The sequence below is a fragment of the Pseudomonas sp. DWRC2-2 genome (genome assembly GCF_049897885.1).
Taxonomy (GTDB): Bacteria; Pseudomonadota; Gammaproteobacteria; order Pseudomonadales; family Pseudomonadaceae; genus Aquipseudomonas; species Aquipseudomonas azotoformans_A.
This window is the reverse complement of record NZ_JAFCXD010000005.1, coordinates 1-25,815: the sequence shown is the minus strand read 5'-3', so window position 1 is coordinate 25,815 and position 25,815 is coordinate 1. Positions and strand designations below refer to the sequence as shown.

The following is a 25,815-nucleotide window of genomic DNA, read 5'->3' as shown; positions in this document are numbered from 1 at the left end:
GTTGATAACCCTGGTGACTGACCCACCGCTTTCGCGAGCAAGCCCGCTCCCACATTGGCGCTCGGTACCACCCGCGCTTACTGGTTGGACGCGTCCGCCGCCTTGATCAGGTCAGCCCCAATCTCACCCTCGAACTTCTGCCACACCGGGCGCATGGCTTCGCGCCACAGCTGGCGTTGCTCCGGGGTCAGTTCGATGATTTCACTGGTCTTGGAATCGACGATCTTCTGCTTGGCCGACTGGTTCAGCGCTTCGGCCTGCTTGTTCACCTCGACGGTGACCTCGACCATGATCTGCTCCAGCGTGCTGCGGATATCCGGTGGCAGGCCATTCCAGAACTTGGCGTTGGTGATCACCATGTAGTCGATCAGGCCATGGTTGGACTCGGTGAAGTACTTCTGCACCTCGTTGACCTTCTGGCTTTCGTAGTTCGACCAGGTGTTCTCGGTGCCATTTACGGTGCCGGTCTGCAAGCCTTGATACACCTCGGCAAAACTCATCTTGCGCGGGTTGGCGCGGATCGCCTTGAACTGCTCTTCCAGCACGCTTGACGCCTGCACGCGGAATTTCAGGCCACGGGCGTCCTTGGGCTCATGCAGCGCCTTGTTCGACGAGAGTTGCTTGAGGCCGTTGTGCCAATAGGCCAGGCCGAGGATGTTCTTGTCCTGCATGGAGGTCAGCAATTCCTTGCCCTGGGCGGCCTGGAAACGGTCGACCGCAGCGAGGTCGTTGAACAGGAACGGCAGGTCATAGATCTGCACTTGCTTGGTGTACTGCTCGAACTTGGCCAGGGACGGCGCGAGCATCTGCACGTCGCCCAGCAGCAGTGCTTCCATTTCCTTGCCATCGCCGAACAGCGACGAGTTCGGGTACACCTCGACCTTGACCTTACCGGGCAGGCGTTCTTCCGCGAGTTTCTTGAACAGCAACGCGCCCTGGCCTTTGGGGGTGTTTTCGGCAACCACGTGGGCGAACTTGATGACAATCGGGTCCGCCGCCTGGGCCAGGCCCGCGGCAAACAAGGTGGCGGCGCACAGCAGCGCCCGGGAAAGCTTGAGCATGGGAAATCACCTTCTTATTGTTGTGTTGTAGGGCAAGGTGCCTGATGTCACGCGTGTAGTGAATTTCGATTTTTTGATACCTGCGTTCGGTCTGGGCGAACGCTAGATCTGAGCCGCCAGCAGCCGTTGCGCGCGCAGCAACACCGGCGCATCCACCATCTGCCCATCGATCTGATAGGCCCCTGCCCCATGGGCGCCGGCCTCCACCACCCGCTGGGCCCAGGCCAGGTCTTCGGCGCTGGGCGCCAACGCCTGGTGAATCACCGCCACCTGCTTGGGGTGGATACACAACGCGCCGGCAAACCCCATCTCATAGGCATGCCGAATCGAGCGGCGCAGGCCTTCGGGGTCGTCAATGGCCGGGTGCACGCCGTCCAGCGGTGCAACCAGGCCAGCTGCGCGGGAGTGCACGATCAACGCCAGGCGCGCCTGGTCCAGGGCGAACTGCGCGGCCGGGGAATGGCTGCTCAGGTTCAGGTCCAGCGCCAGGTCCAACCCGCCGAACGACAGGCGTTCTACCTGCGCTGCATGGGCGATCTCGGCCACCGCCAGCAAACCCCGCGCACTCTCGATGATCGGCCAGATGACTTTGCCGGTGGCCGCCACCACGGCGACCTGGGCTGCGCTTTCGACCTTCGGCAACAGCACGCCCGCCACATTCGGATGGGCCTTGCAGAACGCCACATCCTCAAAGTGCTCGGCATGTTCCGGCGCGTTGATCCGCACCCACACCTGGGCGGCGGGGTTGGCGGTCAAAAACGCCCCAAGGTTATCCCGCGCCTGGCGCTTGAGCGGCTCTTCCACCGCATCCTCAAAATCCACGATCACCGCGTCGGCACCGCTGGCCAAGGCTTTGGAAAATCGCTCCGGTCGGCTACCGGGTACAAACAACGCCGAACGTACCAATGGCTTGGGCATCTGTTGAATTCCTTATGGTTAAATCACACCGCGCGTGCGCAGGCCGTCGATGGCGTCTGCGGCGTAACCGAGCCCTTCGAGAATGCCTTGGCTGTGCTGCCCCAAACCTGGAACAGCGTCCATGCGCGGGGTGAACGCAGCATTGCGCGCCGGTGGCAACAGTGACGGCAACGCACCGGCCGGGCTGTCGACTTCGCGCCAACTGTCACGGGCCTTGAGCTGCGGGTGGTCCCACACGCCTTGCATATCGTTGACCCGGGCGCTGGCGATCTGCGCGTCTTCCAGGCGCTGGATCACCGCCTCGGCATCCAACTGCGCAAAGCTGTCCACGATGATCTGGCGCAGCACGTCGCGGTTGGCCGAGCGCTTGAAGTTGGCGGAGAAACGCTCGTCAGTCGCCAATGCCGGGGTGAGCAGCACCTTGTCGCAGAACGCCGCCCATTCGCGTTCATTCTGCAGGCCGAGCATTACCGTGCCGCCGTCGCCGGTGGGAAACGGTCCGTAGGGATAGATCGTCGAGTGCGCGGCCCCGGCACGCGGTGGCTGCGGTGCGCCGTCGAACGCGTAGTACATCGGGTAGCCCATCCATTCCACCAGGCTTTCCAGCATGCTCACATCGATGCGGCTGCCCTTCCCCGTCTGGCCGCGCAACAGCAGCGCCGAGAGGATGCCGCTGTAGGCGTACATGCCCGCCGAGATGTCCGCGATGGAACAACCGGCCTTGGCCATCTGGTCGTCGCCAGGCCCGCCAGTGACGGAGAGAAAGCCGCCTTCGCTCTGGATCAGCAGGTCATAGGCCTTTTTCTTTTCGTACGGCCCGCCTTCGCCATAGCCGGAAATATCGCAGACGATCAGGCGTGGGAAGCGCGCATGCAGCGCCTCGAACGACAAGCCCATGCGCGCGGCGGCGCCGGGTGCGAGGTTCTGTACCAGTACGTCGGCGTCAGCCAACAAGGTCTCGAGAATAGTGCCCGCCTCGTCCTGCTTGAGGTCCAGGGTCAGGCTTTCTTTGGAGCGGTTGGTCCACACGAAATGCGAGGCCAGGCCACGCACGCGTTCGTCGTAGCCACGGGCAAAGTCACCGGCGCCAGGGCGTTCGATCTTGATCACGCGGGCGCCCAGGTCGGCCAGTTGACGGGTACAGAATGGCGCGGCAATCGCGTGTTCCAGGCTGACAACGGTGATGCCGTCCAGCGGTCTTGGGTTAGTCATGACAGTTCCTCAAAGCCAGTCGGCCATGGATGCGACGTTGCGCAGGTCCCAGACCTTGTCGATCAGGGCATTGGCCTGGGCCGGTGTGCGGGCGTTGCTGAACTGGCTGAGACGCTGGAATTTATCAGCCAACTCCTCACGGCTCAGGGTGTTGCCCGGATCGCCTTTGGGCTCGTCGATGGCGCCGTGCAGCGTGCGGCCATCCAGCGTGGTGACGGTGACGCGACCGAGCCAGCGTTGCGGGTAAGCACCGTCGACGTAGGGGTCGAGGGTCATGCTGACCTTGTCGCGAAACGCCGAGACCGCTGGATCGGTCAACGCCAGCTCATGGAACTCGGTGAGCCCGGCCTTGCCATGCACGGCAATCAGGCCCAGCACGGTGCCCATGGAGAACTTGGCCTGGTGCACGCTGGTCGGTACTTTCACCCGGCCCAGTACATCGATGGCGCCTTGGTGCACGTGTGTTTCCACGTGGGCGATCTGTTCGGCGTGCAGGCCTTCGCGTTGCATCAAATCCAACAGCGCATCGGCGGCCGGATGGGTGTGGCGGCATGAGGCGTGGAACTTGAACGAGGTTTCCAGCAACGCCCAGCGGCTGCCCAGGTCGGCGGACAACTTGGCAGGCTCGGCATCACGGGACATACCGGCCGCCAGACCTTGATCGCCCTCCAGAATATTGCGCGCGCCGGTCAGGCCATCCGCCGTCAGGTAAGCGGCGAGCAAGCCGTCCGCCGCGGCTTTCGCCGTGTGCAGTTGCTTGGAATCGGCGGCATCGCGCAGGAACTCCCACAAGCCGGCCGCCTGGGTGCCCGCGCTGCCGAGCAGGTTGATGAATTGTTCTTCGTTGAATTCAAGCAATTTGCCCACGGCCACCGCCGCCGCCAACGTGCCGACGGTGGCCGTGGTGTGAAAGATACGGTAGTGGGAACGGCCCATGAATTCGCCGATGCGAATACCCGCTTCATAACCGGCTACCGACGCCAGCAGCAAATCGCGGCCGGATTTGCCGAGGTCCTGGGCGGCCGCCAGCGCTGCTGGAAATACCACGGTCGCCGGGTGCAGCACGGAGCTGTTGTGCAGGTCGTCCTGCTCGACCAGATGGGATGAAGCCGCGTTGACCAGCGCGGCGAAATACGCGCTGGTGCTGCCGCCATTGACGATCACCTGCGCCGGACCGCTGCTGGGGCCCATTTTCTGCGCATAAAGCTCGAACAACGGAATCGGGTGCGCGCCCTGGCTTGCCAGCGCCGAGGCCAGCCAATCCAGATACAAATCTTCGGTGCGCGCCAGCACGTCTTCCGGCAGTTGCGCGTAGTTCAGCTCGGCGAGGAACCGACACAAGGCTTGGGTATGGCTCATGGTCAGGCCCTCAGAAGCTGCGTGGCAGTTCGAGCAGATGCTCGGCCACGTAGGACAGGATCAGGTTGGTGGAGATGGGCGCCACTTGGTACAGGCGCGTCTCGCGGAATTTGCGCTCCACGTCGTATTCGCAGGCAAAGCCGAAACCGCCGTGGGTTTGCAGGCAGGCGTTGGCCGCCTCCCAGGATGCCTTGGCCGCCAGGTACTTGGCCATGTTGGCGCTGGCCCCGGCATTGGCGCCGCTGTCGTATTCCTCGCAGGCACGCCAACGCATCAGGTCGGCCGCTTCGATCTCGATATGCGCTTCGGCAATCGGGAACTGCACGCCCTGGTTCTGCCCAATAGGCCGGCCAAACACCACGCGGTCGCGGGCATAAGCACTGGCCTTTTCGATAAACCAGCGACCATCACCGATGCATTCGGCGGCGATCAGCGTGCGCTCGGCGTTGAGGCCGTCGAGGATGTATTTAAAGCCCTTGCCCTCTTCGCCGATCAGGCTGTCCAGCGGCAACTCCAGGTTGTCGAAGAACAGCTCGTTGGTTTCGTGGTTGACCATATTGGCGATGGGCTGCACGGTCAGGCCGTTGCCAATGGCTTCGCGCAGGTCCACCAGGAAGATCGACATGCCTTCGGATTTTTTCTTCACTTCGGCCAATGGCGTGGTGCGCGCCAGCAGGATCATCAGGTCGGAATGCTGGATCCGCGAGATCCACACTTTCTGGCCGTTGATCACGTACTTGTCGCCACGTTTTATCGCGGTGGTCTTGATCTTGGTGGTATCGGTGCCGGTGGTGGGCTCGGTCACGCCCATGGATTGCAGGCGCAATTCGCCGCTCGCAAGCTTGGGCAGGTAGAAGCGTTTCTGTGCCTCGCTGCCGTGCCGCAACAGGGTGAACATGTTGTACATCTGGCCATGTACGGTGCCGGAGTTGCCGCCGCAGCGGTTCACTTCTTCAAGGATCACCGAGGCTTCCGCCAGGCCCAGGCCGGAGCCGCCGTACTCTTCGGGGATCATCGCCGACAGCCAGCCGGCGTCGGTCAGTGCCTTGACGAAGGCTTCGGGGAAGCCTTTTTCCTCATCAATCCTGCGCCAGTACGCGGCATCGAATTCGGCGCACAAAGCGCGCACGCCTTCGCGGATGGCATTGAGTTCTTCATTGTCATTGGGGTTCATTAACGGCTCTCCGCCTGTTGTTCTTGGATTATTCGAAATGCACGCTGGCTTGCTGCGCCAGGCCCTGGGCATTGCCGGCCCACAGCTGCGCAACACCGGTTTCGGTCACACGGCCGCCCACTTCAAATGGCTGTGGCGCAATCAACGGGCGCACGCCGCGATAGGCAAAACGGCGCAGGGTGGCGCCAGGGTTGGCGCGGCAGAATGCGCGCAGGCTCAGGGTGGCGATCAGCGGCCCATGCACCACCAGGCCTGAATAGCCTTCGGTGCCGGTGACATAGGGGTAGTCGTAGTGAATGCGATGCCCGTTGAAGGTCACGGCGCTGTAGCGAAACAGCAGGGTGGGCGTGGGATCGACGGCTTCAGACCATTCGCCCTGCTCCAGCGCATCACCGCTGCCGGATTTGGGCGGTGTGGGTTCGCGGTAGACGATGTCCTGTTCCTCACGGATTGCCAGGCGACCGTCCTGGGAATAGTCGTGGCGCACGGTGACAAACAGCAGCGAACCGGTGCGACCGGTTTTCTCTTCGACTTGGGTAATGGTCGACACACGGGTCGCCGCCTCACCGGCCCGCAGTGCCTGCAGAAACTCGATGCGCCCACCGGCCCACATGCGGTTGCGGTTGTCAGCCGGCGGCAGGAAACCGCCACGGGCCGGGTGACCGTCGCTGCCTAGCGCGGTTTCCGGCAGCGGGTCTTGGAAGAAACACCACTGCCACAACGGCGGGATGTCCGAGCCGTCTTCGGGCACTTTTTCACCGAAGGTGGCGGCAATGCGCTTGAGCAGGTTATGGCTGAGGTGGTCGTGGGCGGTTTCGCTTCGGCCGATCCAATCGGTGGCGCTCATCGGGTGCAGGTCCTCGGGCAGTGAGTGTCTGCCCCGGATCATGCAAGCCTATCGCCGTTCTGAGAATTTGCATTTCAATAAACCGGCGTTCGGTTATGCTGAACGCCGCCATCCTGTACCGGGAGCCTTGCATGCACTTCGATCTGGCCGACCTGCGCCTGTTTATCCATATCGCCGAATCTCCCAGCCTGACCCAGGGCGCCAAGCGCGCGTTCCTCTCGCCGGCTGCAGCCAGCGCAAGGATCAAGGCGCTCGAAGGGCAACTCGACACCCGCCTGCTGTACCGCGACAGCCGTGGCGTGGAGATCACCCCGGCCGGTGAGCGTTTGCTGCACCATGCGCGGTTGATCATGCGCCAGGTGGATTACCTCAAGAGCGAATTCACCCAATACGGTGTGGATTCGGCCGGGCATATCCGCATCTTTGCCAACACCACGGCCGTCACCGAGTTCTTGCCGGAGGTGCTGGCGGGCTTCTTGTCACAACGTCCCGGCGTGACCGTCGACCTGCAGGAACGACTCTCCCGCGATATCGTGCGCGGCGTGCTGGATGGCACCAGCGACATGGGCATCATCGCCGGGCCCGTGGAAGCCTCGGGCTTGCAGGTGTTGCATTTCAGCACCGATGAGCTGGTGTTGATGGTGCCGGTCGGCCACCCCTTGGCGGAACAACCCTCGGTCACGCTGGAACAGACCCTCGCCTACCAGCATATCGGCCTGCACGAAGGCAGCACCTTGCTGAGTTTCCTGCGCGAACACGTCGAGCGGCTCGGCAAACATTTGTCTCTGCGTATCCAGGTGTCGAGCTTCGAGGCGATCTGCCGGATGGTCGAGGCCGGTGTGGGGATTGGCATCATTCCGGAGTCGGCCGCCGTGCGTCACAGCCGCACTATGCAATTGGTGGCGGTAAAGCTGGATGAGCCCTGGGCGATTCGCGAGCGCAGTATCCTGGTGCGGGAGCTGGAGGCGCTGCCCGGCACCATTCGTGCGTTGATTGCCACGTTGATGCCGGACTCGGTCAGTGCAGGCTGAGGTTACGCAGGCGCGCACCTTCGACGGTGATATGGCTCAAACGCCCCTGGTCATCGAATAACAGCCAGCCCTCCCCGCTGCGACGGATGTTCACTTCGTAGCGGGGCCAATGCAGCACCGCACACAGGTGGTCACTGGCGCGATGGATAAAGTGCCAGCGCGTGTCGCGTTCGCCGGCGATATAGCCGAACACCAGCCAGTCAGCGTCGAGGACGATGCGCACCGGGTCGCCGTCGAAGAAGCCTTCGTCACAGCCCGGCAGGCGATAACCCTTGCGGTTGCCCGCGACATCCAGGATCAGCGTCGGCTCTTCGTCATCGCGGCACCTGATCACGTACTCGATGGTTTGATCAAGCGCACAGTACAGCGCGTGGTTCTCCTCCGACTGCGTTGACGCCGGCTCACGTCCGGCCAGCCGACGCTCAGGCAAGCGGTAGTGCCAGCGTTCGACGCCATCACGCGGGTTGTAGAGCCAGAGGAACTCATTGCGCTCATCACCTTTGAGCGCGCGCAGCGTGCCCGGCAAGTCGCTGACGTGCCACAGGGTTTCAAAGTTGCGGTCCACGTCCACCACGCGCAGTTGCCGGCCCTGGCCGAGGGTCCAGGTGCTGCCGTCAAACTGCTCGGCGAACACGTCCAGCACCTGCACGCCCAGGTCGGTGGCGGTACGGTTGACCAGGTCGAGCTTGCTGATGCGCCACACCCTGTCACGACGGGTCAGCACCAGCGCCATCTGCCGACTGTGGGCCAGGACAATCCGCTGGGCCGGAACGGCGAAGTGATACAGGGTCTGGCCGCTGGCATCCGTCACCACCGCACCGGCCTCGCCCAGTGCCACCAGATAACGCTCGTCATCCAACGACACTGCGTCGTAGACCGGTCGGCTGCCCTGGGTCGGAGCGGTCCACTCCAGCGCATCGTCCACACGGACCAACGAGCGCCGGGCAGGACGCTTGAGGGCCTGGCCAGGCAAGTCCGCCTGCAAGCATTTATCGCGGCTCATCTTGACCAGCGATTGCAGCTGATTGAAGTTCAACCCCCCGTGACCACTGAGCTGGTCGGCCAGCACCGCGTGCACCGTCGCGCCGGCCAGCCAACGCAGGGCAGCGGTGTCGGACTTGTGCGCCAACAACGCGTGCGCCAGGGCATCGCGCTCGGCGTAACGGTCGGGATCGTCACGCAATTGTTCGATCCAGGGCCCGTAAGCCTCCAGGGTCTGCGGCAGCAGAATCGCGCGTTTGACCAAGGCGCCCATCGCCAGCCGTCCACCGGCCGCTTCAGCATCCAGCAGCCATTGAGCCGCACGCGGGCGCTCATCCGGCAGGCTCCACACCACCTCGACGGCTTGCAGCCACAGGCCTTTGGCGATCAGCGATTCAGCCCATTCCAGGCGCAAGCGCTCGGCAATTTGCGGCTGCTTGGCCTGGAGCAACACCACGGCATCGGCAAATGCATCGTCACGCCGCGCCACCAGCAAGGCACGCTGCCAGTTCTCGGCCAGGCACAGCAGACGCACGATCACCGCCGACGGCATGTCCCAGGCCAGGGCCAAGTCGGCAGCCTGTTGGTAGCGCGCGTGCTTTTCCAGGTAGTCGAGGGCTTCCTGGCGCTCCTTGAGCAGTTCCGCGAGGACGAAGACCGCTTCTTCAATACGGTTCTCGCGCGCCAGGCGCTCGTAGGAGCGGCGATAGACCTCGCGCAGATGCTCGGTCAGGCTTTGTTCGAAATGGTACGCACGGCCGGACCCGCTCTGCTGGCTGAGGGTCAGGTCCTGGCGCCGCTGCGGCGTGCCGAAATTCTGTTCAGCATTCGATTCCTGGCCGCCCAAAGGGATGGCATGGCGCAAGGCCTCGGCAAAATCACCGTCCTCGAACATCTCCAGCATGCGCTGCATGTAGGCGGCTTGGCGTTTGCCGTACAGCCTGGACAGTTTTGAATGCTCGGTCAGGCGGGTCAGCCAACGGCGCCAGGCGGACGGTTTATGCCGGGCCGGTTTGGCCCGTTCTGCGATGCCAGGATCAGCCGGTGCTTGAGGCACGGCGCTGACGGCCTGTACACCTCGGCGCAGGAATTTGTTGATGCCCATCAACAAGGCGGTGAACACAATGGCGCTCAGTAGCATGCCGAGGATCACAGCGCTGATGTCTTCAGTGGTCGCGGCCGGAACCGGCGTCAAGGGTTTGGATTGGCCTTGGGTGGCCATCCAGATCAACCCGGCCACCAATGCCAGGGTGGCGCCCAGTTTCAACGCCGGGTATTGCGCGGGTTCCTCGCTGGTCCACTGGCGTGCGGCCTTGGAAGGCGCGGCTTTCGGCGCGGGCGGTTGACGCTCCAGCAACGCGCGGATCACACCTTCCTGCTCGGGGCTGACCGGCGCCAGGCCACCGAGGATCTCACGCACATCGATGATATCCGGCGCGGGCAGCACAGGCACAATCGGCGCATGACAATCGAAGGTATCCAGCAAGGTGTACGCGCTGATCTCCAGCCACAAGCCAGGCTCGAGGACCTCGGCGTCGCGCAACTGCAAGGCGTGAACCTGGCTGCCGCGCACTAGCCACAGGTCGGCGGCGGGTAACGCACGCAGCTCTTCAGCGGTCAGCTGTGCCGAACACAACCCACGCCCCTGGCGGACCAGTGGCCAACCGGCAAGGCTTTGGCAATTCTGTGCGACGGGCGTACTGAACTGCACCACATCGCCGTCGGCAAAACGGTAGGCGACGGCGCCCGTGCGCCAGTGTTGCAGGATAAGGCGGGCCCGGTCCTGCAAAGTGAAGCGCTCGGCAGGCAGCCACACCGCGTCGATGGACTGGTGCCCAGTCAGCAGTGGGCGGCGGATCAGCAGGGGTTCTTGCTCACGCATGGGCAGGCTCTTGTTTCAGGTCGCACATGACTTGCAAGCGCATGGCGCGCTCGGTGACGTTGAACACCAGTAACTCCCGCGCCGTGGTCAGCACCGCCACCAGCCCGCTCATGGGACAGAAACTCGCACGGGCAATCGGTGCCGAGGTGGTGAACAGTGTCTGTTGTTGGCCTTCTGAGTACAGGCCAATGGTGTGCTGGTTGGGGCCCAGCAGGACCAGTGAATAGCACTCCTGCGCAGCCACCTGATGATGCAGGCCGATAGCACTCCAGCCAGGCGCCAGGTCGATCTGCGCCCTTTTTGCGGGGAAGCTGTCGTGGGTCACCAGGCGCCAGCTCTGGCGGCCGTCATGGTGAGTGAGTAATGCGCAACCGCCAAAGGCGTGCTTCCAATGGGCGGTACTGGCGAACAGTATCTGGCTGACTCCGGCAGCCCCACCGACTGCGTAGCCGGAACTGCGGACACCGGAGGCCGTTGCGGGGTACGCCACCAGTTGCCCGGCCTCGCTGCGGGCGTAGACCAACAACAACGCATTCAGCTGCGCCAGCCCCATGACATTGTTCGTCACCGAAAAATTCGCGGCTCTCGGTTCATGACCGGGGCGCTGCCAGTGGGCGAGCTGACCGTTTGTATCGAGTAAATACACGCGTTCCGACTGTTGACCACGCAGCCACACTGCGGGCAGAAAGGTCGCGGTGCCCGGTGGCAGGTGCAGCTCTTCGCGCGCGGGCTTGTTGGCAGAAACCAGGCCGGGGATATTCCAGAAGGTCAGGAGGTTGCCATCACCGAGCACCGCCCCAAGGCTGCGATAGTTGAAGGCGGCTGCAAACACATGCTGGTGTTTGCCCCACAGGCGACGTCGCACTTCGAGGGTTTTTTTCTGGTTCTTGTTGGGCAGCTTGATCACCGCCATGCCGTGTTCGTCGAGCAGGCGCAGGGCGACATAGTTGCCGGAGCCGGAGATGACGGGCGGCAATGTCAACGCAACTCGCGCCACCCGCCCGGCAGCGGTCGGCGCCGGGGTGTGCACAGCGTTATCGAACTGCCCCTTGAGCAGGCGCACCGCCTGTTGCTCGTCGGGCATCGGCAGCGACACGCGCCGCGACTGCAAGGCGAAAGACAGGCTGCGGCCGTCCAGGTTGCGCGTAATCTGCACGCGGTGGGTGCAAGTGGTGGATTCGGTCGGCGGCAAGCGCTGGCCGACCACCCAACACTCTCCAACCGTCTGTTCGGCCAAGGTGTCACGCCAAGCCAGCCAATGGTTGTCGCTGACGACCTCGTAGGTACGGGCTTCGAGCAAGCGCGTAAGCTGCGCCGCCGAGTCCAGCTCCTGCAACACCGGCGTGCCCTGCAGAATGCCCCAGCGCAATTGCGCCCCCGCCTCCTGCGCACGGCGCGCCAGCAACATCAGCAGCGCCAGGTGTACCAGGCGTGCAGCGCCCAGTTGCAAGGGGCCAGCGTCGAACAGCACCACGATCAGGCGGTTCGCCTCATGGGCACGGTATTGCGGGGCGAGGAACATATGCTCGCCGCCCACTGCCCGGCGCAGGAACTCATCCGGCACTTCATCGGCCAGCAGCCATTCGCTGGACAGCAACCGCTCATAGGGGCCGCGCCGGTGCAGGTCGCCCAGGCCATCGGGCTCCGGCACACCACCCTGATGCAGGCCACGCAGTGGACCGAGCAGCGGGTTGAGACGACCCAGCAGGTCGGCGAACACTGGCAAATGTTCCGGGGCAAACCATTCCAGCCATTGCCGCCAGGGTTGCAGCGCCTCAGGCAGTTGCATGGGTGACTCCCCAATAATCAGCGATACGTTGCAGGTGGTTGGGCGACACGACCAGCAAGCGGTCCAGCGGGATCACCGCCGCAGGTTCACGCCACACCAGCAAGGGCGAACGCTTGAAGCGCGCTGAAAAGGCCTGGCCCAGCAAGTCCTGGGGCACATCCGGCTCCCAACTGGTCGGCAACCAGAGGTGTGGCGCGCTGGCGCTGGGGGCGGCGTACGCCACGCCGTCGACCCACGGCAAATCAGCCGTCGCGCCCGTCACCACCAGCACCTCACCATTGGCCGTGGCGTGCAGACGCGCGGCGTGTTCAGCCTCAAGCAACGCCAGGCGCCTAAGCAGCCGGCGTGCCGCATCGCCCCAGGCCACGGCGGCTTGTGCCTCGGCAGGTGCCTGGCGTGAGCGCCAGCGCCAAGGGTGGCTCAACGCACTCATTCGGCGGGGGTCAGCAAACGCGTGAGTTGCCCCCGCGCCTGCTGCAACGGCTCGGGCATGGTCTGGCTGTTGAAGTTGGCATCGATCTCGCGCAACAGGCCTTCAAGCACAGTACTGGTCGGTGGTTCGCTACGGGCGAGGTAGTCTTCGGCGGTTTCCAGCAGGCGATTCAAACGTGACATCGGCTGCAACGTGGCCTCTTCCACCGCGCTGAACAGATAGCTGTTGCTGGACGCGGCAAACAGGTCACGCAACACCTCACGACCCTGTTGCTGGGTGGCCTGGGTCGGCAGTACATAGAGCAACGGCCACAAGTCGGCGTCGCTGGCTTCCAGGCGACCGCCGAGCAATGCGGCAGCGGCGATCAGGCGTTGGGATTTGACGATGCGTCGGTCGGACAGCTGGATACCGGCCTCGCGCAAACGGCGAATGGCCTGGGCCAGGGCGGGACGCACAGCGGTCAGGTCGACGTTTTTCAACGCATGGCCAAGCGTGTCCAGTTGCGAGAGGCCCAGCAACTGTTGCACCGGGCGCTGCTCAGACTGCCAGCCACCGGCCAACATGGCTTCCAATTGGTTGTCCGGCACCGACTCGACAAACAGGTGCAGCAAGAAGCGGTCACCAAAGGCCGCCAGCGCTTCATCATCCGGGAGGCCGTTGGAGGCCCCGACGCACACGCGCAGCGGGCATTGCACCTGGGTATGACCCCGGCGGAAACGGCGCTCGTTGAGTACACCCAATAACGTGTTGAGGATCGCAGTGGAGCCCAGGAAGACCTCGTCAAGAAACACGATATCGGCTTCCGGCAACATGCCGCTGACATCGGTTTCCACCGTGCCTTCGCGAAGTTTTTTCAGGTCGACCGCGCCAAACAATTCGGACGGCTCGGTGAAGCGCCCAAGCAGGTACTCGAAGTAACGCCCGCCCATGGACTGCGCGACGCGGCGCACCACCGCACTCTTGGCGGTGCCGGGCGGCCCGATCACCAGGATGTGCTCCTGGGCCACGGCGGCCAGCACAATCAATTCGGCCAGTTGCTCACGCCCGACCAACCCTTCAGTGGCGGCACGCACGGCGTGGCGGATTTGCGCGGCAGCGCTTTGCAACTGAGCAATCATGGGCGTCTTCCCTGAAACCAAAGCGGAGGATCTTGCCTGAGGCTAAGGTATTAGAAAAGTGTTGTTACACACTCTCATCAGGAGTCAGCTCATGCAGCTTGAAGGATCCTGCCATTGCGGCGCCGTCACGTTCAGCCTGGCCAGCGCCCACCCCTACCCTTACCAGCGTTGCTACTGCTCGATCTGCCGCAAGACCCAGGGCGGTGGCGGTTATGCGATCAACCTGGCCGGTGACACCGCCAGCCTGAAGGTACGTGGGCGAAAATTCATTTCGATCTACCACGCCAAGCTCAAGCCCGAAGGCGCCAGCCGTGCCCATGCGAGTACGGCCGAGCGGCACTTCTGCTCGCAATGCGGCAGCGCGCTGTGGGTGTTCAGCCCGGAATGGCCCGAGCTGATCCATCCATTTGCCTCGGCTATCGACACGCCATTGCCGGTGCCACCGGAGCATACGCACTTGATGCTGGGGTCCAAGGCGCCCTGGGTAGAGGTCACGCTGCGCCAAGGCGACCGGCAGTTCGATGAATACCCCGAAGAGTCGATCGCTCAATGGCATGAACGTCACGGCGTGACCCGTTAACAGTCTTTGACAGTTTATCGACAAAGCTGTCAAAGACCCTCGGGCGCCACAGCCCTAGCATTCGAGCCTCCAAACCACCTGTTGGGTGCTCGTCATGCTTCGCACATTGCGCGGTCTTCCGTTGCTCGGTTGCCTGTTGGGCAGTATCGGCTGCCACGGGCAGTCACCTGCCCCGCCGTCGATTCCGAAGGGCGACTACAGCGCGATCATCCGCTACCTGCAAACCCGGATTCCCCGCGACATGGCCCAGGCCAATGTGCCCGGCTTGTCGATTGCACTGGTCAACGGTCAGGAGTTGGTCTGGGCCCGCGGGTTCGGCATGGCCGACAAAGCCAAGGGCTTGCCGGTGACGCCAAACACCGCCTTCCGCGCCGGCGCGATCTCCAAGCTGCTCACCGCCAGCGCGGCCCTGCAACTGGTTGAACAACAGCGACTAGCACTGGACGCACCGATCCAGCAAACCCTGCGCGAGTTCTATGTGCGCTCGCGCTTCCACGTCGACCAACAGGCCGCAGACCGCGACATCACCTTGCGTCGCCTGCTCAGCCATCAGTCCGGCTTGCCCAGTGAACACCTGCGTGACCTGCGCAACAGCTACGCCATGGGGCAGATGCCAATGCGCCTGTCAGGCGTCTGGCTGAGCACCCCACCCGGCACGCAAGTGGCCTACTCCAACCTGGGTTATGCACTGGTGGGTGCGGCCATCGAGCGCAGCAGCGGCAAGGAATTTGAAGCCCAGTTGCAACATAGCCTGCTCAAACCGCTGGAGATGGACCGTGCGAGCTTTGTCGGGACCGCCGCGCAAATCGGCTATCGCGCCCAGGGCTACCAGGAAGGCGTCGCCAGTACCGATGCGCAACTGCGTGACATCGCCGCCGGCGGCTTGTGGGCCAGCCCCAGGGACCTCAGCCATTACGTGCAGATGCTGTTTGCCGAAGGCCTCTACAAGGGCAATCGGGTGATGGCCAGCCGCTCCATCGATGAAATGTTCACCCAGCAAAACACCGGCAATGCCCTGGACTTCGATTGCCAGATCGGCCTGGCGTGGTTCCTGGCACCTTGCGGTGACGAGCCGATCGGCCCAGGGGTGCGCACCTACCAGCACAGTGGGGGTGGCGATGATTTCGCCGCACAGTTGACCCTGCTGCCGGACCATCAATTGGCCGTAATCATCATGGCCAACGACAGCAATGCCGAAGACCTGGTCGCCACATTGGCCACGGACGCCTTGCGCCTGATGCTTCAGGCGCAAACCGGCGAACAGGTATGCAGCGATGACTGCCAGGCGCCCCGCCATGGGCTCAAGCTGCGCCAAGTGCCGGCCGCCATCGACCGCCAGCGCCTGGCCGGGTTCTACGCCACCGCCTGGGGCGTGTTCCGCATCAAAGATGAGAACCAGAGGCTGCGCGGGGAACTGGCCGGCTTCAACTTCGAACTGTTGCGTGACGATCAAGGTTGGCTGCGCGCCCAGAAGAAACTCTTCGGTTTCTGGCTCAAGGACCTCGGCGAACTGGGCCAGGTCCAACTCGACGTGATCACCGTGCAAGGCCGGCAGATGCTCACGGCGCGCAGCCATGGCCAGCGCATCCCTATCGGCGAACGCATCGACCCGCCGCCACTGCCCTTGGCCTGGGCCGACACCGTCGGCACCTACCAAGTACTCAACACCCATGAACCCGATGCGCCATTGAGCGGCATCAGCGTGCGCCTCGAAGAAGGCTTCCTGGTGATTCGCGGCCAACTGCACGACGAACCGCTGACCGACTACATCCTGCTGCCGGTGGACAACGCCCATGCCGTACTCGCCGGCAACGGCTATGGCCTGGGTGACACGGTGAGCCGCCAGATCAATGGCCTGAGCGCCTCGGGCTACTCCTTCAAACGTACCCATCCACCCTTGAGTTTCTAACCGACATGAAAACCCTGATGAACCCAAAAAATCTGTGCCTGCCCCTGACCTCACTGTGTTTGCTCGCGAGCGCCAACAGCGTACTGGCTGAGGACTGGACCTACAGCCTCAAGGCCGGCGTGGCCAACCTGCCCCGCTACAGCGGCAGCGACGAACGCATGACCGCCCCGGTATTCGGCGGCGCCATCGTCAGCCCCTGGGGGATTTTCCTCGACACCGACAAGGGCCTGGGCTGGGGCTACGAAGGCAATGCCTTGAGCTTCAGTGCGTATGTCGGCGCCAGTGGATCACGCAAAGACAAAAACGAATCCATGCACCTGGGCTCCAAACGCCTGAAAGGCATGGGCGAAATCAAGTCACGCCCGCAGTTGGGTGTGAGTGCCAGCTACAACCTGGGCGGCATGATTGTCGGCGCCACGCTGGAACATGCCCTCAAGGAAGATGACCACAAGGACAGCGGCAAAGCATTCACCCACCTGGAACTGAGCCTGGGCACCAACCTGTATGAAGGTCGTTTCGGCTCCGTCGACGCCAGCCTCAGCAGCCATTTTGGTGACCGTGACTACTTGCAGACCTGGTACGGCGTGACCACCGACCAAGCGGCCCGCAGCCGTTTCAAAGCCTACAAGGCGGGTGCGGGCAATATCAGCAATGGTATGAACCTGGTATGGAGCCTGCCAATCAGCGAGCACACGCAATTCTCGACCTTGCTGGATGTGCAGTACCTGGCGGATGAAGCGGGCAAGAGCCCGATTGTTGAGCGGCGGCTGCAGACGTCGGTGATGGGTGTATTGGAATACACCTTCTAACCGGCCTTACTCGGCATACGCCCAGGTCATTCGGAATGAGGCCCCACCCCACTCCGAGTCCAGCACCTGCACCTGGCCGCCATGCCACTGCGATACCCGTTGCACCAGCGCCAGGCCAAGGCCGAAGCCGCCGGTGCGGCGGTCCCGACTGGCGTCCAGGCGCATGAAAGGTTGGAAGATTTTGGAGCGACCTTCTTCCGGTACGCCAGGGCCGTCGTCACACACACGCACTTCGTAGCCACTGCCAAACTTGACCAGGGACACTTCCACACGGCGCTCCGCGTAACGGATGGCGTTGCGCAACAGGTTGATCACCGCACGCGCCATAAAACGCGGCTCGATCTGGATAAAGTCCACCTCGCACGTACGCAACGACAGTTGGATGCCCGCCGCTTCGGCCTCCAGGGCCACGCTGCCGATCACACTGTCGAGCCAGCTGTGGGCCTCGATGCTTTCGCGGGTGACCTGAGTGGCGCCACGCTCCAGGCTGGCGTAGGTCAGCAGCTCGGAGACCATTTCCTCCAGCTCGCCCAGGTCGGCATACATGTCCGCGATCAATTCGCCACGCTGGCGTGGATCGGCCTGTTGCTTGAGCTGATCAAGTTCGAACGACAGGCGCGCAATCGGCGTGCGCAGTTCGTGGGACACGGCGTTGGTGAGTTCGCGCTGGTTGGCGATCAGGCTTTCGATACGCTCGGCCATCTGGTTGAAGTGCCCGGCCAGCGAACGCACGGTGGAACGGCGTGGCAGCAGGATGCGCGAACTGAGGTCGTTGTCACCGAAACGTTGGGCGGCCAGGCGGATGTGCTCCAGGTCGCGCCAATGCGGGCGCACCCAGAAATACAGCACGATCGCCAGGCTCAAGCCCAGCAGGCTGTAGGCCCACAAGTACAGCCATTTCGGCTCGTCGGGCAGCTTGATATTGAGCAACTCAGGGCCGCCGTCGATATTGGCGATGAACTCCATGAAGTCGCCCCGCACCACCAACTGGCCGGCCGCCAGCAACTGTTGCTCACGCTGGTCCAGCGCCAACTCATCGCGCTGCACCAGTTTGAGGTGCAGGCCGTAATGCGGTTGCAGCTCGCTCAGGCGCGCCTGACGGGCGTCACCGAGCAAGGGCCGCAACTGCTCGACCAAACCATACGCCGGGCCGCGCAGGGCTTCGCGGTTATAGGTTTCATTGGCTTCGGGCAGCAGCTCATCAAAGGTGTAGTTGACCAGCCAGATCGCCCCCGCCAGCCCCAGCGCCAGGATGATGTACAGGCGAATATAGAGCCGCAGCATCTAGGCCTCCCACGCGAACGGATTGAACAGATAGCCCTTGCCCCAGATGGTCTTGATGCACACCGGTTCGCGCGGGTTATCGTTGAGCTTGCCGCGCAGTTTGCTGATGTACACATCGACACTGCGGTTGAGGCCGTCGAACGCAATGCCACGCATGCGGTTGAGGATGTCATCGCGGGACAGGATCGTCCCCGAGTGACTGGCCAACAACCACAACAGTTCGAACTCCATCGTGGTGAGGTCGATCTTGTCGTCCCCCAGGCTGACCACCCGGCAACTGCGATCGATGGCCAGCCGCCCGAAAGCCAGCGACCCGCGCACAGTCGGCTCCGGCGCCTGGCGTCGTTGCAACGCACGCAAGCGTGCCAGCAACACAGGGGGCTTGATCGGCTTGATCACGTAATCGTCGGCACCGGACTCCAGGCCAAGGATGTGGTCCAGGTCATCTTCCTTGGCCGTGAGGATCACGATCGGCGTGTCGGACACCGTGCGAATCCCGCGACACACATGCAGCCCGCTCTGGCCGGGCAGCATCAGGTCGAGTACGACGATCTTCGGCTTGAACGCCAGGAACGCGGCCAGGGCCTCGTCGCCCCGGTGCTCCACGCGCACCTCAAAGCCATGCTGCGCGAGAAAGTGCGCAATCAGCCCTGCCAGTTTTTCGTCGTCCTCAACGAGCAAGACCTTGCCCAGCCCCAAGTTTTCCATAAGTTCTCAGTTTGCAGACACGGATTGAAGAGCGGGCATTATAGGTGGCAAGCTGGGCAACTAAAGCAGCTGGCCAGCATTGGCCGACGAAGCTTCATGCTTTTAAGAGTTTTTAACAAATACCCTGCAATCTTTAACGCCATCCACAGGGAGTTGTATGCGCAAGGATTACCTGGCGTTCTTTGTTTCGCTGTTCCTGTCGCGGCTGGCGGACCAGATTCTACTGTTTATCGTGCCCTTGATCGTGTTCCAGACCACCCAGAGCGTGGCCTGGGCCGGGCTGGCGTTCTTTATCGAGTCGCTGCCGCGTTATCTCGCGTTCCCGGTGTGTGGCGCAGTGTGCGACAAGTTCGCGCCGGTGCGCATCCTGCATATCAGTCAGGTTTACCGGGCATTGGCCTGCGTGACGGCCGTGGTTTTGTACGGGGTATTCGACGGCATCGTCTGGATCGTACTGCTCTCGGCGCTCTGCGGCGTGCTGACTACCCAGGGCATCATGGCGCGGGAAGTGCTGATGCCCCATGTCTTCCCCCACTACAGCTACGCCAAGACGCTGTCCTATTCGCAGATTGCCGACCAGAGCGGGCTGGTGCTCGGGCCGCTGGTGGCGGCGCTGATGCTGGAAGTGTGGGCCTGGCACTGGGTCGTCCTCGGGGTGGCCGGGCTGTTCGTGTTGGCCGACCTGGCGATGCGGCTGTGGCAACGCTCCAGCACCGTCAACCTGGAAACCTTCGAGCAGCACCAGGATATCTGGCTGCGGCCGTTGAAGATTGCCTTCGGGCATATCCGCCGCCTGCCGGAACTGAAGCGGATCATCACCCTGGCCGTGGGTGTGAACCTGATTATTGGCGTCACGCTGGCCACGTCTGCGGCGATGGTGACGGGCCAATTTGCACAGGATAAGGACACCTATGCCCTGCTGCAGGCAGCCGGCGCCTTGGTGACCATCGGGATTCTGTTTTACCTGGCGCGGGCCGGGCTGCCGCTGAAGGTGCTGGGCGGCTTGTCGTATTCGATGATTGCGCTCGGTGCGGTGATCATGGCGGTCAGCCCCGGCGTGTGGCTGTACGCCGTGGGTTTCCTGCTGGTCACCGGTTTCGACAAGATGTTCAACGTCTACCTGCGCAGCACCCGTCAGCGAGTGATTCCCGTGCAGGACTTCGGCAAGACCGTAGGTGTGATCACCTTACTCAATAACCTGCCGCAACCCTTGGCGGGCCTGGCAATTGCAGTGTTGGCGACGCCGCTGGGGACGCAGGCGGTGATCCTGTTGCTGGCCGGAATCACCGCGCTGATCGGCGTGGCCGTGGCCTCAGGCTGGCACGCCACTGTGAAAGCGGAACTCGATGTCGGGTGACTCGATCAGTTCCTGCTCGGCCGCCCTCACCCGCTCGATCACCTGGGCGACGTCTTTGGCGTCGCCGTACTGGTAGGCCAGCTTGAGGTAACCCTGGAAGTGCCGCGCTTCGCTTTTCAGTAAACCGAAGTAGAACTTCCCGAGTTCTTCGTCCAAATGCGGCACCAATGCTTCGAAACGCTCGCAACTGCGTGCTTCGATAAACGCGCCCACCACCAGCGTGTCCACCAGCTTGACCGGTTCATGAGTGCGCACTACTTTGCGCAAACCCGAGGCGTAGCGACCAGCATTCAGTTGGCGCAACTCGACCTTGCGTTTTTTCATCAAGCGCATGACTTGTTCGTGGTGCACCAGCTCTTCACGGGCCAGGCGCGACATCATGTTGATCAGGTCCACATGGCTGTAGTACTTGGCAATCAGGCTCAGGGCGGTGCTGGCGGCTTTGAATTCGCAGTTCTTGTGGTCGATCAGCAGGGTGTCCTGATCGGCCAGCGCGGCCTGGACCCAGGCGTCAGGGGTGCGGCAACCGAGGAATTCGTGGATTTCGGGCAGGTTCATCGGGCTCACGGGCAAAAGGATCACAAAAGGTCGGCGATTATACCGACCCCGCCGCAGACCACCAGCCACCGGCCTTGATGTGCATCAACATGACGTGCGCTCGCCAGCAACTATAGTTGTTCCAGGCCCCCGCCCTTTTTTATGGAGATCCCGATCATGCAAGCCATCCGCAGCATCCTGGTGATCATCGAACCCGAGCATTCGGAAAGCCTGGCCCTCAAGCGTGCCAAGCTGATTGCCGGGGTCACCGGCGCGCACTTGCATTTGCTGGTCTGCGACAAAAAGCATGAGCACTCGGCGCTGCTGGCTCTGCTCAAGGCCGGTTTGCAAGAGGACGGCTACAGCGTCAGCACCGAGCAGGCGTGGAATGCCAGCCTGCATGAAACCATTATCGACGTGCAGCAGGCCGAAGGCTGTGGGCTGGTGATCAAGCAGCATTTCCCGGACAGCCCATTGAAAAAGGCGCTGTTGACGCCTGCGGACTGGAAGTTGCTGCGTTATTGCCCGACGGCGGTGTTGCTGGTCAAGACCGCCACACCGTGGGCTGGCGGGGTGATCCTGGCGGCGATCGATGTGGGCAATACCGACGGTGAGCACCGCTCACTGCACAATTCGATCATTGACCATGGCTTTGATATCGCCCACCTGGCCAAGGCGCAGTTGCATGTGATCAGTGCCCATCCGTCGCCGATGCTGTCGGCGGCGGACCCGACGTTTCAGCTCAAGGAAACCATCGAGGCGCGTTATCGCGAGCAATGCAGGGCGTTTCAGGCGGAGTTCGACGTGGACGACAAACACCTGCATATCGAGGAAGGACCGGCGGACGTGCTGATACCGCATCTCGCCCACAAGCTGCAGGCGGCGGTCACGATCATCGGCACCGTGGGTCGCACGGGTATTTCCGGGGCACTGATCGGCAACACCGCAGAGGTCGTGCTGGATACGCTGGAAAGCGATGTGCTGGTGCTCAAGCCAGAAGAAGTGATGGACCGTCTGGTGGAACAGGCCACCAAAGCCTGACAGCTAGGCGCCAAACGCATCCTTGAGAAACCCCGGCGCGATATAGCGCTGGTAGTGGGCTTCGGAGAGGATAAAGAACTCCCGATCAATGGCGTCGCGCAGGTCCGGCAAGGGCCAGTCGCGAAACTCGGGCAACAGCACCATGCCGTAGGCTTCCAGGTTATTGATCACCCGTGCCCCGCGGGCGATCAACTGGTAGGCCCAGCAGTATTCGGACTGGTGCGGCACGAAGCGGATCTTGCGCTGTTCCAGTTGGCCGCGCAGGGTCTTGGGGTCAAAAACCTCCAGTTTGCCGGCCATCACCTGCACCAGCAGCTGCTCCAAGCGCAGCCAGACCGCACGTTTTTCCTCTTCGCCGTAGCCGTTCCACTGGATCACTTCGTGGTGGAAGCGCTTGCAGCCACGGCACACGAGATCGCCGTAGACCGTGGAGCACAGGCCGACGCAGGGGGTCTTGATGGTTTGGTTGGACATGGGCAACGACACGCAAATCAGCGAAACAATGCGCCATGTTAGCCCTTTGTCTAAGCTTGATCACCCAGCAAACTTGGTTAGGCAACTTACCTTTAGATTTTTTTTGCCGTAGAATCATCCGGCCTTGTAAGGCGCCAATAATCCGCTGGAAGCTGTTTTCAAAGCGTCACGAGCACAGTCGTTCCTTCAGAACGGTGTTGGCGATGGTTAATGACTCGGTAGGTCAGAGCCCTCGCCAACCCTCATCAGCTCCGTTCTGCAGGCGTAAAACTTTGAAAGCAGCTTCTGTGAGGAATGCCGGCAGCGCTGGCTTTGCGGCCCAAAAAGCCCCCGAGCGCATGCGTGCCGTTCATTTCTGGATGAGCGTCCCGTGGGACCACTGATGAGGGTAATAACTGTGCTTGAAGCCTACCGCAAACATATCGAAGAGCGTGCAGCCCTGGGTATCGTTCCCCAGCCGCTTAACGCCGAACAAACCGCAGGCCTGGTCGAGCTGCTGAAAAATCCTCCGGCTGGCGAAGAAGAATTCCTCGTTGACCTGATCACCAACCGCATTCCACCAGGCGTTGACGAAGCTGCCTACGTCAAGGCCGGTTTCCTGTCTGCCCTGGCCAAGGGCGAAGCCACTTCCCCCCTGATCAGCAAGCAACGCGCCGTTGAACTGCTTGGCACCATGCAAGGCGGCTACAACATCGTGACCCTGGTTGAGCTGCTGGACGACGCCACTCTGGCTCCGGTCGCCGCCGCCCAACTCAAGCACACCCTGCTGATGTTCGACGCGTTCCACGACGTGGCTGAAAAAGCCAAGAACGGCAACGAACACGCCAAAGCCGTGATCCAGTCCTGGGCCGACGGCGAGTGGTTCAGCAACCGCCCTACCCTGGCCGACAAGATCAGCCTGCGTGTGTTCAAGGTCACCGGCGAAACCAACACTGACGACCTGTCCCCTGCTCCCGATGCCTGGTCCCGTCCTGACATCCCGCTGCACGCCCTGGCCATGCTGAAAATGGCCCGTGAAGGCATCGTGCCGGACGAGCAAGGCAAGACCGGCCCGATGAAGCAGATCGAAGAAATGCGCGGCCAAGGCTTCCCGATCGCCTACGTGGGCGACGTGGTCGGTACCGGTTCGTCGCGTAAATCGGCCACCAACTCCGTACTGTGGTTCTTCGGCGACGACGTTCCGTACGTGCCGAACAAGCGCGCCGGTGGCTTCTGCTTCGGCAGCAAGATCGCTCCAATCTTCTACAACACCATGGAAGATGCGGGCGCACTGCCAATCGAGTTTGACGTTACCAACATGAACATGGGCGACGTGATCGACCTGTACCCGCATGCTGGCAAAGTCTGCAAACACGGCACCGACGAAGTCATCACCACCTTCGAAATGAAGACCCCGGTACTGTTGGACGAAGTCCGCGCCGGCGGCCGTATCCCGCTGATCATCGGTCGCGGCCTGACCGACAAGGCCCGTGCCGAACTGGGCCTGGGCCCAACCGATCTGTTCAAGCTGCCAGAAGCGCCTGTCGACACCGGCAAAGGCTTCACCCTGGCACAGAAAATGGTCGGCAAGGCCTGCGGCCTGCCAGAAGGCAAAGGCGTTCGTCCTGGCACCTACTGCGAACCGAAAATGACCACCGTGGGTTCCCAGGACACCACCGGTCCTATGACCCGTGATGAACTGAAAGACCTGGCATGCCTGGGCTTCTCGACCGATCTGGTCATGCAGTCGTTCTGCCACACTGCGGCCTATCCAAAGCCGATCGACGTGACCACCCACCACACCCTGCCTGACTTCATCATGACCCGTGGCGGTGTTTCGCTGCGTCCAGGCGACGGCATCATCCATAGCTGGCTGAACCGCATGCTGCTGCCGGACACCGTCGGTACCGGTGGTGACTCCCACACCCGTTTCCCGATGGGCATCTCGTTCCCGGCCGGTTCTGGCCTGGTCGCGTTCGCCGCAGCCACTGGCGTTATGCCACTGGACATGCCGGAATCGATCCTGGTGCGCTTCAAAGGCAAGATGAAACCTGGCATCACCCTGCGTGACCTGGTTCATGCCATTCCTTACTACGCGATCCAGTCGGGTCTGCTGACCGTAGAGAAGAAAGGCAAGAAGAACGCCTTCTCCGGCCGCATCCTGGAAATCGAAGGCCTGAACGACCTGACGCTGGAACAAGCTTTCGAGCTGTCCGACGCCTCGGCTGAACGTTCGGCTGCCGGTTGCACCATCAAGCTGTCGAAAGAGTCGATCACCGAGTACCTGAACTCCAACATCACCCTGCTGCGCTGGATGATCGGTGAAGGCTACGGCGACCCACGCACCCTGGAACGTCGCGCCCAAGCGATGGAAGCCTGGGTCAAGAACCCTGAGCTGATGGAAGCCGATGCCGACGCGGAATACGCCGAAATCATCGAGATCGACCTGGCCGAGATCAACGAGCCGATCCTCTGCGCACCGAACGACCCGGACGATGCCCGTCTGCTGTCGAGCGTTGCCGGCGAGAAGATCGACGAAGTGTTCATCGGTTCGTGCATGACCAACATCGGTCACTTCCGCGCGGCCGGTAAGCTGCTGGAGCAGGTCAAGGGCCAACTGCCAACTCGTCTGTGGCTGTCGCCGCCGACCAAGATGGACGCTCACCAACTGACCGAAGAAGGCTACTACGGCATCTACGGCAAGGCTGGCGCACGCATGGAAATGCCGGGCTGCTCGCTGTGCATGGGCAACCAGGCACGTGTAGAGCCGAACTCGACCGTCGTGTCGACGTCGACCCGTAACTTCCCGAACCGTCTGGGTGACGGCGCTAACGTCTACCTGGCTTCGGCCGAACTGGCGGCAGTGGCCTCTACCCTGGGTCGCCTGCCGACCGTCGAAGAGTACATGGGCTACGCGGCGAAACTGGACACCATGGCCAGTGACGTTTACCGCTACCTGAACTTCGACCAGATCGCTGAGTTCCGCAAGATCGCAGCTAGCGCCAACATTCCGGTGATTCAGGCCTAAAGTGTTGATGTGAAGAGGCGCCGCGTATCGTGAGGTACGCGGCGTTTTTTTATGTCTGGGATTTGGTATCGGCCGGGGTGTTGGGTGTTGGGTAAGATCGAGTACATATCCGTTATTTGGGTAACGGCTGGTATTGGTTCCGCTCTTACAGCGGGTCACTTTTGGAAGAGTCCGAATGCGGCCCAGCCAAAAGTAACCAAAAACGCTTCGCCCCAACACTCGGTACCTCGCCTAGGCTCGGTATGCCCGTAATCCGACAGTGATTTGGGGGGCCGCCGCCACGCGCCATCCATGGCGCGGGGCG

At 62.4% G+C, this 25,815-nt stretch carries 21 protein-coding genes; 7 read left to right on the top strand and 14 right to left on the bottom strand.

What is annotated here, in order from left to right; translation table 11 throughout:
* Window positions 1–77: 77 nt before the first annotated feature.
* The 6 genes from ACP7EW_RS21825 to ACP7EW_RS21800 all read right to left on the bottom strand — a co-directional run bounded on the left by ACP7EW_RS21825 (window position 78) and on the right by ACP7EW_RS21800 (window position 6,571).
* On the bottom strand, window positions 78–1,061 hold the full coding sequence (locus ACP7EW_RS21825; protein WP_028616372.1) for a TRAP transporter substrate-binding protein: 984 nt from the start codon (window positions 1,059–1,061) through the stop codon (window positions 78–80).
* A gap of 102 nt (window positions 1,062–1,163) precedes the next feature.
* Complete coding sequence (locus ACP7EW_RS21820; protein ID WP_269130804.1) at window positions 1,164–1,979, bottom strand: HpcH/HpaI aldolase/citrate lyase family protein; 816 nt, start codon at window positions 1,977–1,979, stop codon at window positions 1,164–1,166.
* A gap of 18 nt (window positions 1,980–1,997) precedes the next feature.
* A complete protein-coding gene (locus ACP7EW_RS21815; RefSeq protein WP_426219629.1) occupies window positions 1,998–3,191 on the bottom strand; it encodes a CaiB/BaiF CoA transferase family protein in 1,194 nt (397 codons plus the stop codon).
* Between the two features lie 9 nt (window positions 3,192–3,200).
* Window positions 3,201–4,550 (bottom strand): MmgE/PrpD family protein, encoded by a 1,350-nt coding sequence (locus ACP7EW_RS21810; protein ID WP_426219627.1) that lies wholly within the window; start codon window positions 4,548–4,550, stop codon window positions 3,201–3,203.
* Between the two features lie 10 nt (window positions 4,551–4,560).
* Window positions 4,561–5,724: an acyl-CoA dehydrogenase family protein gene (locus tag ACP7EW_RS21805; protein WP_269130807.1), complete on the bottom strand. Its 1,164-nt coding sequence runs from the start codon at window positions 5,722–5,724 to the stop codon at window positions 4,561–4,563.
* 28 nt (window positions 5,725–5,752) lie between these two features.
* On the bottom strand, window positions 5,753–6,571 hold the full coding sequence (locus ACP7EW_RS21800) for an FAS1-like dehydratase domain-containing protein (protein ID WP_426219625.1): 819 nt from the start codon (window positions 6,569–6,571) through the stop codon (window positions 5,753–5,755).
* 131 nt (window positions 6,572–6,702) lie between these two features.
* Here ACP7EW_RS21800 and ACP7EW_RS21795 point away from each other — a divergent pair, with 131 nt between their 5' ends.
* The gene (locus ACP7EW_RS21795) at window positions 6,703–7,602 is read left to right on the top strand and encodes a LysR family transcriptional regulator (protein ID WP_033896643.1); all 900 of its coding nucleotides are present in this window, start codon (window positions 6,703–6,705) and stop codon (window positions 7,600–7,602) included.
* Here ACP7EW_RS21795 and ACP7EW_RS21790 read toward each other — a convergent pair.
* Genes ACP7EW_RS21790 through ACP7EW_RS21775 form a run of 4 tightly spaced genes read right to left on the bottom strand, consistent with a single transcriptional unit; the run spans window position 7,589 to window position 13,805 of the window.
* The gene (locus ACP7EW_RS21790; protein ID WP_426219623.1) at window positions 7,589–10,465 is read right to left on the bottom strand and encodes a bpX6 domain-containing protein; all 2,877 of its coding nucleotides are present in this window, start codon (window positions 10,463–10,465) and stop codon (window positions 7,589–7,591) included. The two genes, ACP7EW_RS21795 and ACP7EW_RS21790, sit on opposite strands and share 14 nt — an antisense overlap.
* Window positions 10,458–12,254, bottom strand: coding sequence for a hypothetical protein (locus ACP7EW_RS21785; RefSeq protein WP_426219621.1), 1,797 nt, complete (start codon window positions 12,252–12,254; stop codon window positions 10,458–10,460). The genes ACP7EW_RS21790 and ACP7EW_RS21785 overlap by 8 nt, the downstream gene beginning before the upstream one ends.
* A complete protein-coding gene (locus ACP7EW_RS21780) occupies window positions 12,241–12,687 on the bottom strand; it encodes a hypothetical protein (protein ID WP_426219619.1) in 447 nt (148 codons plus the stop codon). Before ACP7EW_RS21780 ends, ACP7EW_RS21785 begins: the two co-directional genes overlap by 14 nt.
* Window positions 12,684–13,805 (bottom strand): AAA family ATPase, encoded by a 1,122-nt coding sequence (locus tag ACP7EW_RS21775; RefSeq protein WP_426219617.1) that lies wholly within the window; start codon window positions 13,803–13,805, stop codon window positions 12,684–12,686. Before ACP7EW_RS21775 ends, ACP7EW_RS21780 begins: the two co-directional genes overlap by 4 nt.
* Window positions 13,806–13,896: 91 nt before the next feature.
* Between ACP7EW_RS21775 and ACP7EW_RS21770 the strand changes: the two genes are divergently transcribed.
* The 3 genes from ACP7EW_RS21770 (at window position 13,897) to ACP7EW_RS21760 (ending at window position 17,103) form a co-directional block, all read left to right on the top strand.
* Window positions 13,897–14,385 carry a GFA family protein gene (locus ACP7EW_RS21770; protein WP_426219615.1) on the top strand — a complete coding sequence of 163 codons (489 nt, stop codon included), beginning with the start codon at window positions 13,897–13,899 and terminating at the stop codon, window positions 14,383–14,385.
* 94 nt (window positions 14,386–14,479) lie between these two features.
* On the top strand, window positions 14,480–16,294 hold the full coding sequence (locus tag ACP7EW_RS21765; RefSeq protein ID WP_426219613.1) for a serine hydrolase domain-containing protein: 1,815 nt from the start codon (window positions 14,480–14,482) through the stop codon (window positions 16,292–16,294).
* Between the two features lie 17 nt (window positions 16,295–16,311).
* On the top strand, window positions 16,312–17,103 hold the full coding sequence (locus tag ACP7EW_RS21760) for a MipA/OmpV family protein (protein ID WP_426219611.1): 792 nt from the start codon (window positions 16,312–16,314) through the stop codon (window positions 17,101–17,103).
* A 6-nt stretch (window positions 17,104–17,109) separates the two neighbouring features.
* On the opposite strand, the gene ACP7EW_RS21755 is transcribed toward ACP7EW_RS21760, so the two are convergent.
* Entirely contained in the window at window positions 17,110–18,387 is a 1,278-nt protein-coding gene (locus ACP7EW_RS21755) for an ATP-binding protein (protein ID WP_426219609.1), read from the bottom strand.
* Window positions 18,388–19,095, bottom strand: a complete 708-nt coding sequence (locus ACP7EW_RS21750) for a winged helix-turn-helix domain-containing protein (RefSeq protein WP_038841887.1) — start codon at window positions 19,093–19,095, stop codon at window positions 18,388–18,390.
* 157 nt (window positions 19,096–19,252) lie between these two features.
* Here ACP7EW_RS21750 and ACP7EW_RS21745 point away from each other — a divergent pair, with 157 nt between their 5' ends.
* Window positions 19,253–20,452: an MFS transporter gene (locus tag ACP7EW_RS21745; RefSeq protein ID WP_426219606.1), complete on the top strand. Its 1,200-nt coding sequence runs from the start codon at window positions 19,253–19,255 to the stop codon at window positions 20,450–20,452.
* Here the strand turns inward: ACP7EW_RS21745 and ACP7EW_RS21740 are convergent.
* A complete protein-coding gene (locus tag ACP7EW_RS21740; protein WP_016979482.1) occupies window positions 20,408–21,010 on the bottom strand; it encodes a tRNA-(ms[2]io[6]A)-hydroxylase in 603 nt (200 codons plus the stop codon). The genes ACP7EW_RS21745 and ACP7EW_RS21740 overlap by 45 nt on opposite strands.
* Before the next feature lie 156 nt (window positions 21,011–21,166).
* Between ACP7EW_RS21740 and ACP7EW_RS21735 the strand changes: the two genes are divergently transcribed.
* A complete protein-coding gene (locus ACP7EW_RS21735; RefSeq protein WP_033898480.1) occupies window positions 21,167–22,030 on the top strand; it encodes a universal stress protein in 864 nt (287 codons plus the stop codon).
* Between the two features lie 3 nt (window positions 22,031–22,033).
* Here the strand turns inward: ACP7EW_RS21735 and ACP7EW_RS21730 are convergent, their stop codons facing one another.
* The gene (locus ACP7EW_RS21730) at window positions 22,034–22,504 is read right to left on the bottom strand and encodes a DUF1289 domain-containing protein (protein ID WP_016979484.1); all 471 of its coding nucleotides are present in this window, start codon (window positions 22,502–22,504) and stop codon (window positions 22,034–22,036) included.
* Between the two features lie 397 nt (window positions 22,505–22,901).
* On the opposite strand from ACP7EW_RS21730, the gene acnB reads away from it, so the two are divergent.
* On the top strand, window positions 22,902–25,511 hold the full coding sequence (gene acnB / locus ACP7EW_RS21725) for a bifunctional aconitate hydratase 2/2-methylisocitrate dehydratase (RefSeq protein WP_033898481.1): 2,610 nt from the start codon (window positions 22,902–22,904) through the stop codon (window positions 25,509–25,511).
* Window positions 25,512–25,815: the final 304 nt, after the last annotated feature.

Excerpts from the sequence above, each read along its gene's own strand:
- ACP7EW_RS21825 (WP_028616372.1), bottom strand. The coding sequence starts at position 1,061 with ATGCTCAAGCTTTCCCGGGCGCTGCTGTGCGCCGCCACCTTGTTTGCC.
- ACP7EW_RS21820 (WP_269130804.1), bottom strand. The coding sequence starts at position 1,979 with ATGCCCAAGCCATTGGTACGTTCGGCGTTGTTTGTACCCGGTAGCCGA.
- ACP7EW_RS21815 (WP_426219629.1), bottom strand. The coding sequence starts at position 3,191 with ATGACTAACCCAAGACCGCTGGACGGCATCACCGTTGTCAGCCTGGAA.
- ACP7EW_RS21810 (WP_426219627.1), bottom strand. The coding sequence starts at position 4,550 with ATGAGCCATACCCAAGCCTTGTGTCGGTTCCTCGCCGAGCTGAACTAC.
- ACP7EW_RS21805 (WP_269130807.1), bottom strand. The coding sequence starts at position 5,724 with ATGAACCCCAATGACAATGAAGAACTCAATGCCATCCGCGAAGGCGTG.
- ACP7EW_RS21800 (WP_426219625.1), bottom strand. The coding sequence starts at position 6,571 with ATGAGCGCCACCGATTGGATCGGCCGAAGCGAAACCGCCCACGACCAC.
- ACP7EW_RS21795 (WP_033896643.1), top strand. The coding sequence starts at position 6,703 with ATGCACTTCGATCTGGCCGACCTGCGCCTGTTTATCCATATCGCCGAA.
- ACP7EW_RS21790 (WP_426219623.1), bottom strand. The coding sequence starts at position 10,465 with ATGCGTGAGCAAGAACCCCTGCTGATCCGCCGCCCACTGCTGACTGGG.
- ACP7EW_RS21785 (WP_426219621.1), bottom strand. The coding sequence starts at position 12,254 with ATGCAACTGCCTGAGGCGCTGCAACCCTGGCGGCAATGGCTGGAATGG.
- ACP7EW_RS21780 (WP_426219619.1), bottom strand. The coding sequence starts at position 12,687 with ATGAGTGCGTTGAGCCACCCTTGGCGCTGGCGCTCACGCCAGGCACCT.
- ACP7EW_RS21775 (WP_426219617.1), bottom strand. The coding sequence starts at position 13,805 with ATGATTGCTCAGTTGCAAAGCGCTGCCGCGCAAATCCGCCACGCCGTG.
- ACP7EW_RS21770 (WP_426219615.1), top strand. The coding sequence starts at position 13,897 with ATGCAGCTTGAAGGATCCTGCCATTGCGGCGCCGTCACGTTCAGCCTG.
- ACP7EW_RS21765 (WP_426219613.1), top strand. The coding sequence starts at position 14,480 with ATGCTTCGCACATTGCGCGGTCTTCCGTTGCTCGGTTGCCTGTTGGGC.
- ACP7EW_RS21760 (WP_426219611.1), top strand. The coding sequence starts at position 16,312 with ATGAACCCAAAAAATCTGTGCCTGCCCCTGACCTCACTGTGTTTGCTC.
- ACP7EW_RS21755 (WP_426219609.1), bottom strand. The coding sequence starts at position 18,387 with ATGCTGCGGCTCTATATTCGCCTGTACATCATCCTGGCGCTGGGGCTG.
- ACP7EW_RS21750 (WP_038841887.1), bottom strand. The coding sequence starts at position 19,095 with ATGGAAAACTTGGGGCTGGGCAAGGTCTTGCTCGTTGAGGACGACGAA.
- ACP7EW_RS21745 (WP_426219606.1), top strand. The coding sequence starts at position 19,253 with ATGCGCAAGGATTACCTGGCGTTCTTTGTTTCGCTGTTCCTGTCGCGG.
- ACP7EW_RS21740 (WP_016979482.1), bottom strand. The coding sequence starts at position 21,010 with ATGAACCTGCCCGAAATCCACGAATTCCTCGGTTGCCGCACCCCTGAC.
- ACP7EW_RS21735 (WP_033898480.1), top strand. The coding sequence starts at position 21,167 with ATGCAAGCCATCCGCAGCATCCTGGTGATCATCGAACCCGAGCATTCG.
- ACP7EW_RS21730 (WP_016979484.1), bottom strand. The coding sequence starts at position 22,504 with ATGTCCAACCAAACCATCAAGACCCCCTGCGTCGGCCTGTGCTCCACG.